Genomic DNA, 16,390 nt, shown 5'->3' on the forward strand with positions numbered 1-16,390 from the left:
ATCACCAACCAGGTTACTATTTAAAACATTAATTTTTCTCTTTATCTTCATCTGCTTGCGACCCACCAGGAACTGATTGTGGCTGGGTCGGTACGGGGACTGGTTCAGGGGTTACTGCAGCCGGGGCACTTTGTGGAACAGGGGGTGCTGCTGGAACGGGAACTGGCTCGGGGGCTGGAGCTTCAGGTGGTGGTGATGCAGCCGGTACTGAAGGTTGTGCCGGAGCAGATACTTCTGGAGGGACAGAAGGCGCAGGTATAGGTGCAACGGGCTCCGGATCAACTTGTGGTGATGGCTCAGGAGTTGACGGCATTTGTTGAGCAGGAATGACCTCTGGCTCTTGACTCGATTGAATAGAAGGAGCTACTTCAGGTTCTGCTGGCGCTTCTGGACTAACTTCGGGTGGTGTCGCTCCGGAAGCAGGCGGCGCCTCAGGCATCACTTCGTCTGTGGAGGGTTGCTCGGGCGAAGGCGATTCATGAACAGGTGTTTCAATAGCTGGGCTCTCAGAAGGGGGTACTTCTGTAGCAGGACTTTCGGATGGACTTTCTTCTTCAGGTGGTGTTTCTTGTATGGGCGCTTCTTGCTCAGGAGCTACTTGGGCAGGAACCTCAGGAGTAGGAGTAGGCGTAGCATCCGCTGGAGGAGCCTCTGGCATCGGTGCAGGTTCTACAGCTGGGGTTTCTGGTGTAGTACTTTCTGGTATAGCAGGTTCCACTTGGTCTGTAGGAGCCGACTCTGTGGCTGAAGGTTGTTCTGTAAGTTGATCAACGCTTTGTGGCGCGTCCATTTGTGGTTGTACTGCTTCAGGCTGTACCGCTTCCGGTTGTTTTTCTGGCGCAGCAGCAGGAGGTTGTTGTGCATCTACCGGAGTCGTAGGCAGAGTAGCTGGCTCTGTTTCCTCTGCGGGAAGTAAGGGCTCTGAAGCGGGTGGAGTAATTACTTCTACAACAGGTTCAGCTGTTTCTTTACTTTTTTCCTCCACGATTTTTTCTGCTTGCTGCTCGCTTAAAGGTACTCCTGGGTTTTTTTCTAATGCATTTTTTTCATCGGCAAAAGGAACCGTTGGTTGCGGCGGTGTAACTGCTATTGCTTCCTGATTAAGCATTTCTGTAGGAGGAGCGGTTTTCGTTGGAGTTTCCCCACCCAGAACGCTAGTTACTTCCGGTACTATCGCAGCCGTAGATTCTTTGGGAGAGTTGGCAATGGTTTGTGGCGTAACTTTTATTGCCGCTTTTTCAACCGGTTGTGATTGAACAAAGGCGGTCGTTGGTACTGCAGTTATGGCCGGTGCCACGGTAGCATTTTGATAGACAACCGTCGTTTGTTGATTATTGTTATAAACATTATTAATAAATGTTTGGCTAATATTTGTATTGCTAATATTAATCGATTGGAAATAATTTCTACTAACAGGATACGGTGGAACATACACTTCACCAGGTGCTAATGGGAACCAGGCTACTCCACGCGTTTGCCCGACTACTAATTGATTCCTACCGCCAACAAATACCACTAACGCGGGCGCGTAAACTGGTTGATAGGCGATAGGACCAGGCACCCAAACCCAACGCGTTCTCACATACGCCCATCTGCCATAATGGAAAGGAGCAAATCCCCAAGGTTGATTATCAACCCAGGTCCAACCCCATCTTGAAATCCACACCCATCGTCCCGAACGGTAAGGGGCCCACTCACGCCCAACCCCTCTTGGTACCCAAACATTTCCATACACTTTATCAACCGTCCATTGACCATAAGTATCTAAATCTTGATAACCAATTACTTCGGTTGAAACATATTTGGTGGTAACTGCCTTAACTACTTTTCTATCCCTGCCGATACTCCAATTGTCAAAGGAATCCAGTGGTCCATAAATTCCACATTTTGCTATCAAAGTATTACCACTAAATGTACAAGCTTTACCGGATTTCAGCTTGAAGCTGGTTTTAACACCATAGATAGTCGCCTCTCCCACACGTGCCCTTACGGTTGTGGTTTTATTTTTAACATCTAAAAAAATTCGATAATAGCCAGGTGTTCTTGTTACAAATGCTAAATTGGGAGTGTCCACCTCATAGTATTGACCTTTATTTATACGTTGGATATTTAATACTAAAGTGCCGCCGGTTAGTTTAAATTGGGTCACTTTATTATTTAAATTGAGTACTCTTATCCCAGAATGATTCCAAAGCCTGGCAGAAGCGCTCCCTAATTGCAATTCGATTTTGGAGTTTGCTCCAGACCACAACATATCTCCGGTTACTAAAGGTCGATTAGTAACTGTTTTAATCCATTTTTTTTCACCCGCAGGAACAAAACTGGTAGAGCCGCTAGCATAACTTAATCGCGCCACTCTATAAGGGGGATCTGCTTGAACAGAAAAAGACAACAAGAATAAGAACCCCACCAGCCAAGCTACTCTCTTCATAGAATATCCTATAAAAAATAGAATTAAGTATCGAACAGGTTAGGGGGATTTTATTTTAAAGTCAAAAGTTTAATTAGTGTGGCCCACTTGCTACAGCTGCAGCGCAGCCCGTATCAGAATCTGAATCTGGGGTAGAATCGGCAAATACACTTAAAGCTTTAAATACCCTTGGAGCGAGACAGATTTCTTTTTTCTCTACCACCCCAGCATGGCTAATGCTATACGCATAATTTCCAGGTAAAAAACAGGGGTGACTCGCACCTAAAATTTCTTTTGCTCTGGGAATCATTTTTTGTAAAGCAAACTCATTCGCGGAATATCCAAAAAGAAAATATTTATTCAAGGCATTACTGAACCGTAAAACAAAAAATAGTTGGCTATTTATTGAATCTCCTTCATAGAAAAATATCTTTGTATTTTCAATTTCACTATATTCCACCTTCGGTAATTCACTTAGGATATCGTTTATACCTCTAATAAACCCTTTTAATTTGTCTGTTTCTGGCAATGCCTCTATTTCAAATAAAGAAGGACCGGATGGTATTTCACTTTCCACAAGCGGGATAAAAACATCGGGTTTACGGCATATCCCGAACTCGTCACCGGCCAGGGAATACCATCCTCCCGAAGAGGTTAAAATCTCAATAAATAACTTTTCACGCATCCGAACAGGCAATTGATGATATAATTCCTCGATATCTTTACTAGATAAGTTGAAATCTTCCCGGAGGATGCCTATCCATTCTTCTTCACTTCTTAAAGCTTTTATCTTGCTGCCTTTTAGCAAATTATACACTTCAATCGATGCCGTTCCTTTTTTCGCGGCAATACTAAAAGCAATATCCAGTATAACTTTTGCCCTTAAGGTGCCAACGTCATGATTTCCGGTAATCGCTATAGCCCCTCCCGCATTCAATTGTTTGCTTAAACTATTTAATGCCACGTTAATAGAATTATTATCGTAAAGCAACGTAGTAATTTTTTCCAAAACCGCTGGTCTCTCTGGGCGAGCACAACATGCGTATTCCCGGCATAAGGCCTTTAATGCCCCAGTGCTTGGATTATCTTCCTCGAATGTATACGCTTTTAAATCATCAAATCTTAGCTGGGCCCTAGTCCCGTTTACTACAAAATATAATCTCGCATCTTTCTCATAAATATAAATGGTAGATACTTGATTATGACGACTTACATCATAGGGAGCTGATAAAATTTGTACTTTAAAATGCTCTATTTTTTTAGGTGAAGATAATACGATACTTGAAGTTAATTGTTGTTGGCAAAGATAGGGAGAGTCTGGCAATGGTGCATATCCACCCTCTATATCCGGGCTCCAAAAATAACTATATGAGTTGAAACAATGGGTTAAGCCGCACATGCTTAACGCTTCAATATAAGCGCTTGAATTTCTGCCCATTAATTCCGCTACAATAATTGGCTGTGTTCCATAGGTTTTCTCTACCAGTTTATGGATTAGGGCAAGCGCTCGCCTTAGGATAGGAAGCGGAATTCTGGTAATAGCATCAATACGCGCGCCCATAAAACCAAGGTCCACAATATAATGGGTTATAAAGGGTTCCCACAATAAGGAAAACACTTCATCTACTTTTCTCTCATCAATATCTTCTCTGGTCGCATCAAGTCCTCTTCTTTTACTCCCAGGCAGATAATAGTCAATGTCTTGAATATCAGGCCAGCGAATATTTACTTCATTGGATAAAAGATTTCGTTCCGCCAGTCTTTTTTGTAGAGGAGTCAAGCCCTCTTCGTTTAAACCTATATGGTTTAAAACCAAATCAAATAAAGGAAATATACCTTTTGAACGAGCAACTTGCGTAAACTCTCTAATTTTACCTTCACAAGCCTCTTTAGTAGGATATCTTTGGAAGAGAACAGGGTGATATTCTGTATCATCCGCCATCGCATATAAGCTTCTGGTAACCGGGTAGCTATGACCCGGATGTGGTTGAATCCTGGTGCCTGGAAGCTGTAAGGGATTAACCCAAATAGCATTATAACCCATACCTGCAACTTGCTCGACATAAGCTATCATCCCATCTATACCCGGAGGGCCGGGTACATAAGAAAGCATGGGAAACATATTGTATAAGCGTAAGTTTCCATTGTGCGGGTAGGTTGGCGGAAATGGAGGTGACATTCTTTTCCCTATGATGTTGATATTTAAAATCCAAACTATTTTTAACTTGAAATCTCAATTTTGACTAGCGGGATTTCCGGTTGTTTTCTAGCTCTGTCGCATCGAGCAAACGTTCCATGTGTCGCCATTAAATGACTATACTTCAGTCTAAGCTCCTTATCATACTGCTGCTGCAAGCTTTCTGCTACAGGCGACTTATACGGGAGGGCGCTGCCGTCAATTGTAGGAACCATAAAAGGACTCCTGATAGTTTGGCTTTTTGCATCAACCCCGGTCGCCGTGGACGCAGCTGACGCATCCACCGCGGGTACGGAAAGCATTGAGAAAAGAGCAGGCAAAGCAGCACTGGTTTCTTCTAATGAACTTAAAACCTCGCCTGCAGCATCAACCATCATGAGTTCCCAGCTAGCCCCTTCTACTTTGGGAACCTTGGAAAGTAATTCGTCAAACTTGGCAAATAATATTGCCTCAGGAAGATGCGTAGTAACTTGGCCTACAACATAATATTTATTTTGCGTTTTACTATAGCGAACAACTAAAAACAAAAAGTCGGCAGCTTTTTTGCCAAATTCTTCTTCGTTAATTACTGCATAATACATGTAGCTTTTGTCATCTATAGTGGATGCAGGAAGTGCGTCTAGAATTTGATTAATTCCTCCAATAAACCCCCGCAAATCATGTTTTTGCTCTGAAGAGCGGATTCGCTCCATCAAAGAGGAACCCACAAAAGGCCCCCTTGCAAACTCAGAAAACACTTCAGGTTTGTGACACACACCTACTTCATCCCCTGCCAATGAGTACCAACCCCCTCCACACATAAGCGCTTGAATAAATATTTTTTCACGCATACGCATGTTTAATTCTTGATAAATATGGTCTCTTTCCACATCAGTAAGGTAAAAGTCAGATTGTAATAAATACATTAAATCTGTAGTAGAGTGGATGCCTTTAATACGGTTTTTATAACCATCGTAGACCCTTTTAAAATAACCTATTCGTCCTTGATTACCATTTGAATTAGTAATCGCACGAGCGAGAGCTAATTCTGTCATCACTATAGCTTTCAAGGTGCCAACATCATGATTACCAATAACTCCAACTAACCCACCGGATGAATCTGGAGTTGTTAATACAATCTTACTCAAACTTTGTATTTGTCTTTGAAAAGGGCTTTCTCTTATTTCACTTGAATAACCCCCTTCTGTACTATGGCCCCAATAATAGGAACAGGGATGTAAACAATGCGTTAAACCACATGTAGACAACACTTGCGTGTAGCGTTCGGGGGTTCCCACCATTAATTCACCCACAAGGATTGGTTGCACTCCAAATACTGTGCGGACTTCATGGGTAATTATATCAAAAGCTGTTTTTAGCACCCTGCCTGGAACATGCGTTAGCGCATCAACACGTGCACCCACGAACCCTAAGTCCCGAATATATCGAATAATAAAAGGCTCCCAGAGGGTTTTAAATACTTTATCAATTTTACCTAAATCCAGGTCCTCATCTTTAGCTAGTAAACCTTCTGTTACTGTAGGCAAATCCATATCTATCGCCATGGCGATTTTATCTTTTATTACCCCTGTATGAGGAATTAATTGTGAAAGAGCGATAGGCGCTGAAGAATCGAGACCCAAGTCGATACAAGGAATTCTAACTTCTTTGCTTTTCCCTTGAACTTTTACAAAACAAATAAAATGTCTTTTACTTGTGTACAACTGTCCCTCATCAAATTTTAAATAAATTATAAATTTTTTAGCGACTTTTTTCGTCTCTTCATATTCTTCTTTTTCAATAGGTTGTAACTGATACTCATCCGTATAATAATCAATAGCCTGTATATCAGGCCAACGCACACCTTCGGCTTCAGCAGGTTTTGATAATAGGAAACCTTTTAATCTATCTTGTAAGGGACTCGAGCCATACTCGTTCACACCCACGTGATTCAGTACTAAATCAAATAAGGGATAAATACCCAGAGCGCGCGCTTTTTGAGTAAATGCTTTTATTAAATCAACTGGATTATCGGTACTTGAAGGAAAGATAAGCGGATTAAAAGCCATATCATCGACCATAGCATATAAACTACCACTCACCTTTCCGTCACCACCGGGATGATCATGCTTGAAAGAGCCTGTTAGATGCAACGGATTCAACCACACAGCGTTATACCCCATTCGCGCAACTTCATCCAGGTATTCAATCATTCCATAAATTCCCGGTTTGTCAGTATATGCTCGGTAGGGAAACATATTGTACATGCGTAAAATGCCATTGGAAGGATATTTCATAAAAGCGACTCTAATGCAAAAATAATAACTACCATGTTAATAAAAAAAACTTAAGGAAATCTTAAAAAATAAAAACGAATAACTAGGGTGTAGAAGAAGTCGTATTCAAAGAGAGGTCTTTCGCGAATCGATGGACAAATTCCAGTACTTCACTTGGGGAGTTAAGTTTGTAGGTATTACTCTTGCTTAGACCTTCTCCGCAGCTAGCATTATAAATCGCCTCTGTGCTTACGGGCAAAAATTTGTCGGCCTCCTGACAACAGGCTTCAGCAGCAGCAATGGCAGAAGTAACATCCTCTTCTTTTATTGAATATTGGGCTATTCGAAGGTATGTCTCTGCAAGCATTATATAACCATAGCTGCCAGAAATATCGAGTAATGGCGCTATAAGTTGTATTAACTCAAACAACTCTTTTTCACTATAAGAAGATCCTAGACCCGCATAGACTATAGAGGCCCATTCTTGCACCGCATGTATAGAACCATACTTGATGGCAAGTTTTGAAAAATTAATTTGTCCTTGAGTATTCCCTTTTCTTCCTTCTTCTATTGAGAGGTAAAATAAATAGTCGGCGCAGAGAATTCTTAACTGGTTTTTTTTAAATGGATAAAAAACTCTAGGCGCTTGTGGATTAGAGAGAAGCAAACCCAATTGGCTGTACAGGGTTTCCCAAATCGGTTGATGGTTGGGATCTTCACAAAGAGAAAAAAATAATGGACTGGAGCAAGCTAATCTAACTACTCTATCAAAATTCTCTAAAGAAACATTTGAAAAAAAGGTACTCGCGTCGAAACTACCTTCTCTTACTTTTTGAAGAATAAGCTTTTCTACAGCATGAAAATTAAATATTTCCTCCGAAAGAGGAACACCAACATTAGCCATTATTACTTTACTTCTTTGTTTTTACGGGAGACTAAATTGTACACAAAAAGAACAGATTATGCAACTAAATTTCCATTAAATCTTTCTCTTTACCTTCCAAAACAACATCCACTTCATTAATGTATTTATCCGTTAATTTTTGAATCATTTCATTGGCACGTCTTTCGTCATCTTCGGAAATACTCTTATCTTTAACCAAATCTTTCAACCGGTTATTAGCATCTCTACGAATATTACGAATAGAAACACGGCCTTGCTCTGCTTCGTGACGAACCACTTTTATCATTTCTTTACGGCGTTCTTCAGTTAATGGCGGCATAGGAACGCGAATCGAGTTGCCAGCGGTTGCAGGATTTAAACCCAAATCCGAATTCAGAATAGCTTTTTCAACCACAGGAACCATATTCTTTTCCCATGGCGTTACCATTAAGGTACGGGAATCACTCGTAGTAACACTGGCAATTTGATTTAGTGGAGTTAAATTACCGTAATATTCAACTTGAACATGATCCAGCAAGCTTGCATTGGCTCTACCTGTTCTTATTTTGGTCATCTCATGCTCTAGCGATTCAACGGTTTTTTTCATGCGTTTTTCAGCATCATTTTTCACATCATTGATCATGATTAGCTCCAATTAAAGTCCCTACACGAACTCCGGTAACGATTTTTCTTAGTGCGCTTGTATCTAACATATTAAAAACTTGCAAAGGCATTGCTTGTTCTTGACATAAACAAATCGCAGTCAAATCCATCACTTGCAAGCCTTGACTCAAGACCTCACTATAGGTCAAAAACTCATAGCGCGTTGCTTCCGGATTTTTTACCGGATCGGAAGAATAAACCCCATCCACCTTGGTTGCTTTTAATACAATATCAGCCCCTACTTCAATTGCTCGTAAACAGGCAGCTGTATCGGTCGTAAAAAATGGATTGCCAGTACCCGCTGCGAAAATCACAGCATGGCCACTGCGTAAATGGCTGATTGCCTTGCGCCGATGATAGGGGTCAACTACTCCTAACATAGGAATAGCTGACATAATACGCGCGGGCAAATCAATACGCTCCAGGGCATCTCTTAGTGCCAAAGCATTCATGACTGTGGCTAACATACCCATATGATCGCCTGTAACTCTGCCAAGCCCCGCTTCAGAGAGAGCTTTTCCTCTGAATAGATTGCCGCCACCAATAACAATACCAACCTCGCAACCCATTTGGATGAGTTCAGCCACATCTTTGGCGATTTTATCTAAAACAGCCGGATCAATACCAGATTGGGCTTTTCCCATAAGGGCTTCGCCACTAAATTTAAGTAAAATTCGCTTGTATTTAAGTGGAGGCTGATTTGAATTTATCATTGATCACGAACCTGCGCCATAACTTCCTCAACAAAGTTATCTTCTTTTTTCTCAATACCTTCACCTACTTCGAAACGAATAAAGGATTGTACTTCCGCATTTTTTTCTTTTAACAGTTGGCCTACTTTTTTGTTCGGATCTTTTACAAAAGGTTGACCCAATAAGCTCACTTCATCAACAAATTTACTAATACGACCTTCGATCATTTTATCGATAATTTCTTGGGGTTTACCACTTTCTCTTGCTTGAGCAGTAAAAATTTCTCGTTCGTTAGCAATTGCATCAGCTGGCACTTGATCTTTACTAACGACTATTGGTCTACTTGCCGCTATATGCATGGCTATGTCTTTTGCTAAAGCTTCATCGCCATTTTTCAGTGCAACCATAACCCCGATTTTCGTTCCATGTAAATAATAACCGACCACTCCATCTGAATGCAGATGGGCAAGACGGCGTAATTTAATGTTTTCTCCAATCTTTGCTACCAATTCTTGGCGGGCTTGTTCAACAGTAGTATCTGCTTTGTCAAATTTGGCATTCGCTAATACATTTACATCTGGCGCGTTAGTTTCTAATGCAGTTTCTGCAGCATTTTGAGCAAAAGCCGAAAAATTAGCATCGCGGGCAACAAAATCAGTCTCACTGTTAACTTCTAGCATTACTGCATGACGACCGTCGCTGGATTTAACAATAATAATGGCTCCTTCGGCTGCAATACGATCAGCTTTTTTATCAGCTTTTGCTTGTCCAGCTTTTCGCATTTCGATAATAGCTTTTTCTATGTCACCACCAGTGGCTACTAAAAATTTTTTACACTCCATCATACCCGCACCGGTACGCTCACGAAGCTTCATCACTAAACCAGCAGAAATTGTCATATTAAGTCTCCGAATTTCGAGAAATTAGCATCAAGCTAAAAATTTAAATATAAAAAAGGGGGCGTTTATAAACGACCCCTTTACAAGCGATATAAATTACTTACGCGTTTCTTCAGACGCTTTTTCAGTTACTTCTACAAATTCAGTAGAACCACCTACGGTATTACCACGTTGTGCATCAATAATAGCATCAGCTACGCAACGGACATATATTTCAATAGCCCGCATGGAGTCATCATTAGCAGGAATAACATAATCCACTGTATCCGGATCATTGTTGGTATCCACTACGCCAATAACAGGTATCTTTAAACGGCGTGCTTCTTCAACTGCGATATGTTCAAAGCCAACATCAACAACAAATAAAGCATCTGGCAAGCCACCCATGTCTTCGATACCGCCAAGACTGCGCTCAAGCTTCTCTAATTCACGGGATAACATAAGTGCTTCTTTCTTAATCATAGTATTAAAAGCACCTTCGTCACGCATTTTCTTTAGTTCTTTCAAGCGGAAAATGGATTGACGTACGGTTTTGTAGTTGGTGAGCATGCCGCCTAACCAGCGGTGATCAACATAAGGCATTCCGCAACGCTCAGCATGAATACGGATACTTTCTTGTGCTGCACGTTTAGTACCAACAAAAAGAATTTTGGCTTTATTGGATGCTAAACGACCAATATGATTTAAAGCATCACTAAACAAGGGTAAGGTTTTCTCAAGATTAATGATGTGAATTTTATTACGTGAGCCGAAAATAAATTCAGCCATTTTAGGGTTCCAGAAACGTGTTCTATGGCCAAAGTGAGCCCCCGCTTCTAGTAATTCGCGCATACTAACATTCATTCTAATATCTCCTAGGGTTACGCCTCCACGCTTTCCATACAGAACCCCTACGGGGACCCTACTGCATGTTATGAAAACGTGTGTGGATTTAAAGCGCGTTATTTATAACACAAACTTGAAAATTGATCAAAGGAAAACCCCTTCCTCTCTGATTCTATTCCTCTCAATCCATTATTTTGTAAATAAGCTTTATTTCAGAACCCGGTACGTTGGTAAATAAATAATAGCGGCGTAATATAGGATCCGTACTAAGTCACTCGTAAAAATAGCATTTTATAGTTTCTTAGCTATACTAATAATCTCTTAATCCAAAGGACAATAAAAATGAAAAAAATAATAACCCTTTCCTTTCTTGCACTTACACTCATAGCCACAACTGCCTTCGCTCACATGGGAATGGGTGGCTGTCATTGTATGGGACAAATGATGCAAGAGTTGAATCTCACCCCAGACCAACAAAAACAAATACAACAGATAAAAGATCAAATGAAATCGCAAATGCAATCCAACAGAGAACAAATGCAATCATTACGCACCCAAATGCAAACGCTGATTAAATCAGACAAAATAGATGAAGCTAAATTGGATTCTTTGGTTAATCAGAAAAAAGAACTCATGGGTACAATGATGAAAGCGAAGATTAAAATGAAAAATCAAATTTATAATCTTTTAGATGCACAACAAAAAACCAAATTTGCTAGCATGATGGAACAGAAAATGGGCATGTGTCCACAAGGGATGGGTATGCAAGGCAATAATACCAAAGCAGACGATATGAATGACATGGATGATAATGACTAATTTATAAACACTATGTGTTCACTAAAAATAAAGGATGACTCTGCAAATGGTCATCCTTTAAATCAAGAAAAAAATGCGGTAAAAAAACAAATAACTTCTTTTCACCAATATTTAGAAAATTCTTTCTATCAAAAGCGAAATATTATTCATCTTATTCAAGAGTTATCAGATTTTACTGATTCCATTCTTATTGAAATTGGCACTCACCATCATCTCTTCTCTTCTTTGGACTTTTGTTTTCTTGCTTTAGGTAGCTATGGACGCCGAGAGTTAAGTCTTTACTCTGATATTGACCTCTTAATTTTACATGAGGAAGAAATAACATCGGAGAAATTAGAAGCGTTAGAACGATTCATTCAAGATTGTTGGGGCCTGGGTTTAGAAATTGGCCATCAAATTACCACCGTCTCTGCTTGCTCCCAATTAGCGGCCCAAGATTTAAGTGTGATTTCAAATATTTTAGATGTACGTTTTTTATTTGGAAATAAACAGTTAATGGAGGCCTTAATTTATGCAACACATACTTCACAAATGTGGCCCAGTGATAATTTTTATTTTGCTAAACACCAAGAGCAAATACAGCGTTATAAAAAATATGGTGAAACGGCCTATAATCTAGAGCCCAATATAAAAAACGGTCCCGGCGGACTGCGCGATATTCACACTATTCTTGCTGTGGCTAAACGTCATTTTGCCATTCAAACCCTAGAAGCCGGAATAGAATGCGGCTTTTTAACTGAAAAAGAATACCAGGAATTACTTAACTGCCAACAATTTCTTTGGCGTATACGTTTCGCTCTTCATTTAATTGCACAAAAAAGAGAGGACCGTTTACTTTTTGACTATCAGGTTCAATTAGCTAATCTCTTTGGTTACGAAGACAATGATCACTCTCTCGCTATTGAACAATTTATGAAAGATTATTTCAAAATTATCAAACGCAATCGTGAATTAAATGAAATACTCTTACAATGGTTTGAAGAGGTAATTATTTTACCTCCTCACCAGCCTTTGCTCCCCCTCGATGAATACTTTCATCAATGTAATAACTATATAGAAGTTAAAAACAATCATGTATTTTCCCGCTACCCACATACAATTCTTACTTTATTTTTATGGTTAGTTAAAAATCCTCACATAATAGGGGTGCGGGCTAATACCATTCGCTCGCTTCATGAGAACCTACATTTTATTAATGGGGGTTTCCGTGAAAACTCGACTAACATTGCCATTTTTTTAGAACTTTTTAAACAAGAAAATGGCCCCTTTGAAGCATTGCAACGAATGAGCCGGTATGGCGTATTAGGAAAGTATTTACCTTGTTTTGAGGCAGTAACGGGGCAAATGCAGTATGATTTATTTCATGTGTATACCGTAGATCAGCATACACTTTTCGTCATCCGAAACTTAGGAAGATTTCTTAATCCTTCTTATGCCAGGCAATTCCCTCTTGCTGCCAAATTGATGAGCAAGATAAAAGCAAAAGAGATTCTTTACTTGGCGGCTTTTTTTCATGATATCGGCAAAGGAAGAGGCGGGGATCATTCAGATTTAGGTGCCAAAGAAGCTATTGCTTTTTCTTTAATCCATCGTCTGGAGGAGGATAAGCAAGCACTTTTCGTATGGCTAGTTAAAAATCATCTTCTAATGTCTTTAACCGCCCAACGAGAAGATATCTATGACTTACGAAATGTAAAAAATTTTTGTAATCAACTTCCTCATCCTCAGTATTTAGATTATTTGTACTTATTAACGGTTGCAGACATTTGCGCCACTAATCCAAATCTTTGGAATGCTTGGAAAGATTCATTGCTTAAAGAATTATATTTGGGCGCTAAACGATTATTAGAGCAAACGCAGGCACCCACTAACGAAGAAGAGTTGATTAATTTTAAAAAAAGAAATGCTTTACAAATTATTTTAGGTCAAGGATTTGCTTTAGCAGACATACAAAATTTATGGCAAAATTTCAAAGGAAAATACTTTTTACATGAATCACCGGAATTAATTGCAAAGCAAACACAAGCAATTCTTTCTGCAAAAAAATTCCCCGTAGTATTAATTATGCCGCACCACAATCAAGGGGGTACGGAAGTTTTTGTTTATTCCCCACACATAGATTCACGGTTTACAATAACAACTACCGTACTTAATAATCATCATGTAACCATTCAAGAAGCAAATATTATAACTTGCGACAATCAGTTTGATTTAGATACTTATATTATTTTGGATGAGAATAATAAACCGTTGGAAACGGAATCACGTATCGAACAGCTCAAAGAAGACCTAGAAAATAATTTATCCAACCCTTTACATTTGCCTCATATAACGCGAAAACGCATCAGTAGAACGCAAGCTCATTTTAAGATAAAGCCGGAAATTATTATTAGCGAAGATGAAAGACATTTAACTACCTGCCTATTTTTAAAAACAAGCGATCGCCCTGGGCTATTAGCCTCTATCAGTCGTATTTTTTTTAAAGAACAGATACACCTGCATCATGCAAAAATTGCAACCGCAGGCGAGTGCGTTGAAGATATGTTTTATATAACAAGTAAAGCTGGGAAACCTCTGACGGGATTAGAAAAAGAAATGTTGAAAAAGAAAATGGTTGAGGGATTAAACGAGTAAATGTGCTAATGGGAAAATATTATTCTTCGTATTGTTGGACCCTTGTATCAACCCTATATTTGATTATTTTTTTCAAGATCTCTTCGTGTTTTAAAAAAATCTGACAATAACGTGGCACATTTTTGCTGCATCACCCCTTCATCAATTATTACTTGATGGTTAAGTGGGTAGCCTTGCAAAATGTTATACACCGAGCCACCTGCACCCCCTTGCCAGTCACGCGTTGCAAAGACAATACGTTTTACGCGGGCATTAACCAGGCAACCTGCGCACATGCAACAAGGCTCCAGGGTTACATATAAGGTTGTATCCAAGAGCCGGTAATTTTGCAATGTCTGCGCGCCCTCGCGTAAAGCAATTATTTCAGCATGCGCGCTGGGATCATTTTTTTTTATAACTTGGTTATAACCACTACTAATGAATGTATTTTCGCTACTTACCAATACTGCCCCTACTGGAACCTCTCCTTCTTTGTGAGCTTTAAGAGCTAATTCGAATGCCTTATTCATCCAGAATGAGTCATCCTTAAGCATCTTATTCCCATTCAATCGTTGCAGGAGGTTTTCCAGAAATATCGTAGGTCACCCTGGAAACTCCTGGTACTTCATTGATAATGCGATTAGAAACCAAGCTTAGAAACTCCCATGGCAAATGCGACCATTTTGCTGTCATGAAATCAATGGTTTCAACGGCGCGCAGACAAATAACATAATCATATTTGCGGCCATCACCCATAACACCCACACTTTTTACTGGCAAAAATACAGCAAAGGCTTGACTCACTTTTTTGTATAGGTCGTGATTTCTTAATTCTTCGATAAAAATGTTATCGGCAAGGCGGAGAATATCCGCGTATTCTTTTTTGACTTCCCCTAAAATTCGCACCGCCAACCCAGGTCCTGGAAACGGATGGCGGTACACCATTTCATAAGGTAAACCTAATTCCAAACCGATTTTTCGTACTTCATCTTTAAAAAGCTCACGCAAAGGCTCTAACAACTGTAAGTTTAAGGTTTCTGGTAAACCACCCACATTATGATGCGATTTAATAACCTCGGCAGCCCCTTTTATATGAGTCGCTGCCGACTCAATAACATCTGGATATATCGTTCCTTGGGCAAGCCACGTAATGTCTTTTAACTTTTCTGCTTCTTCGTCAAACACTTCAATAAACGTATGCCCCATGATTTTCCGCTTTTCTTCAGGGTTATTAACGCCTTTTAAAGCCTTTAAAAATCGAGCTTCGGCATCTACGGCAATAATAGATACCCCCATATGATCAGCAAACATTTTTAGTACTTGCTCACGTTCATTTAATCTCAATAAACCATGATCAACGAATACACAGATTAATTGCTTCCCGATTGCTTTATGAAGTAGAGCTGCCACGACAGAGGAATCTACCCCTCCTGAAAGCGCTAATAAAACTTTTTGCGTTCCAACTTGTTCACGAATTTTTCTAATTGTTTCTTCGATAATGTTTTCCGAAGTCCAAGAGGCATCCGCATTACAAATCTCCAAAACAAAACGCTCTAAAATGCGCGCTCCTTGCAGTGTATGGGTCACTTCCGGATGAAACTGTAGCCCATACCAGTGCCGCTTTTCATCCCCCATGCCTGCAATAGGTGCATTATTGGTTTCACAAATCACGGTAAATTGTGGAGGGAGAACCGTTACCTTGTCTCCATGGCTCATCCATACATCTAAAAGGGCCTCTCCTTTCTCAGTGATTCTATCTTCAATGTTTGCAAGTAGACTGCTATGCCCGTGCAGGCGGAGCTCAGCGTAGCCAAACTCTCGCAAGGGAGAAGAAGCTACTTGTCCTCCTAATTGCATAGCCATGGTTTGCATTCCATAGCAAATACCTAATAAAGGAAGTTTTTGCTGAAATAACCAATCCGGTGCTTTTGGGGTCTCTTGTAGCGTTACAGTCGCTGGGCCACCAGAAAGAATAACCCCACAAGGATTTAAGTGTTCGAAATGAGACAGCTCTATATCGAAAGGATGAATTTCACAATATACTCCCATTTCTCTTATTCGTCGGCCGATAAGTTGCGTATATTGGGAACCAAAATCTAATATGAGTACGGGTTTATTTTTTATATTAGTCATA

The 16,390-nt window shown here is 40.1% G+C and carries 12 protein-coding genes; 2 read left to right on the forward strand and 10 right to left on the reverse strand.

Going from position 1 to position 16,390, the window contains the following annotated elements:
- Positions 1-28 precede the first annotated feature (28 nt).
- The 8 genes from EL206_RS09750 to rpsB form a co-directional block, all read right to left on the reverse strand.
- Complete coding sequence (locus tag EL206_RS09750) at positions 29-2,431, reverse strand: DUF6600 domain-containing protein (protein ID WP_058461686.1); 2,403 nt, start codon at positions 2,429-2,431, stop codon at positions 29-31.
- 73 nt (positions 2,432-2,504) lie between these two features.
- Complete coding sequence (locus EL206_RS09755; RefSeq protein WP_058461687.1) at positions 2,505-4,589, reverse strand: alpha-amylase family protein; 2,085 nt, start codon at positions 4,587-4,589, stop codon at positions 2,505-2,507.
- A 41-nt stretch (positions 4,590-4,630) separates the two neighbouring features.
- Complete coding sequence (locus tag EL206_RS09760; protein WP_058461688.1) at positions 4,631-6,883, reverse strand: alpha-amylase family protein; 2,253 nt, start codon at positions 6,881-6,883, stop codon at positions 4,631-4,633.
- An 82-nt stretch (positions 6,884-6,965) separates the two neighbouring features.
- Positions 6,966-7,766: a DUF5630 domain-containing protein gene (locus EL206_RS09765; protein ID WP_058461689.1), complete on the reverse strand. Its 801-nt coding sequence runs from the start codon at positions 7,764-7,766 to the stop codon at positions 6,966-6,968.
- A 64-nt stretch (positions 7,767-7,830) separates the two neighbouring features.
- Positions 7,831-8,388, reverse strand: a complete 558-nt coding sequence (frr, locus tag EL206_RS09770) for a ribosome recycling factor (protein ID WP_058461690.1) — start codon at positions 8,386-8,388, stop codon at positions 7,831-7,833.
- A complete protein-coding gene (pyrH, locus tag EL206_RS09775; protein ID WP_058461691.1) occupies positions 8,378-9,121 on the reverse strand; it encodes a UMP kinase in 744 nt (247 codons plus the stop codon). Before pyrH ends, frr begins: the two co-directional genes overlap by 11 nt.
- On the reverse strand, positions 9,118-9,999 hold the full coding sequence (gene tsf, locus EL206_RS09780; RefSeq protein WP_058461692.1) for a translation elongation factor Ts: 882 nt from the start codon (positions 9,997-9,999) through the stop codon (positions 9,118-9,120). The genes pyrH and tsf overlap by 4 nt, the downstream gene beginning before the upstream one ends.
- Positions 10,000-10,095: 96 nt before the next feature.
- On the reverse strand, positions 10,096-10,842 hold the full coding sequence (gene rpsB / locus EL206_RS09785) for a 30S ribosomal protein S2 (RefSeq protein ID WP_058461693.1): 747 nt from the start codon (positions 10,840-10,842) through the stop codon (positions 10,096-10,098).
- Between the two features lie 324 nt (positions 10,843-11,166).
- On the opposite strand from rpsB, the gene EL206_RS09790 reads away from it, so the two are divergent.
- Together EL206_RS09790 and glnD are read left to right on the forward strand one after the other, a co-directional pair.
- The gene (locus tag EL206_RS09790) at positions 11,167-11,643 is read left to right on the forward strand and encodes a Spy/CpxP family protein refolding chaperone (protein WP_058461694.1); all 477 of its coding nucleotides are present in this window, start codon (positions 11,167-11,169) and stop codon (positions 11,641-11,643) included.
- Positions 11,644-11,655: 12 nt separating this feature from the next.
- Positions 11,656-14,277, forward strand: a complete 2,622-nt coding sequence (glnD, locus tag EL206_RS09795) for a [protein-PII] uridylyltransferase (protein WP_058461695.1) — start codon at positions 11,656-11,658, stop codon at positions 14,275-14,277.
- A 53-nt stretch (positions 14,278-14,330) separates the two neighbouring features.
- On the opposite strand, the gene tadA is transcribed toward glnD, so the two are convergent.
- Both tadA and guaA read right to left on the reverse strand, forming a co-directional pair.
- On the reverse strand, positions 14,331-14,786 hold the full coding sequence (tadA, locus tag EL206_RS09800; RefSeq protein WP_232048557.1) for a tRNA adenosine(34) deaminase TadA: 456 nt from the start codon (positions 14,784-14,786) through the stop codon (positions 14,331-14,333).
- 25 nt (positions 14,787-14,811) lie between these two features.
- Positions 14,812-16,389: a glutamine-hydrolyzing GMP synthase gene (guaA, locus tag EL206_RS09805; protein WP_058461697.1), complete on the reverse strand. Its 1,578-nt coding sequence runs from the start codon at positions 16,387-16,389 to the stop codon at positions 14,812-14,814.
- Position 16,390: the final 1 nt, after the last annotated feature.

It is taken from the genome of Legionella adelaidensis, from assembly GCF_900637865.1.
Taxonomy (GTDB): Bacteria; Pseudomonadota; Gammaproteobacteria; order Legionellales; family Legionellaceae; genus Legionella_A; species Legionella_A adelaidensis.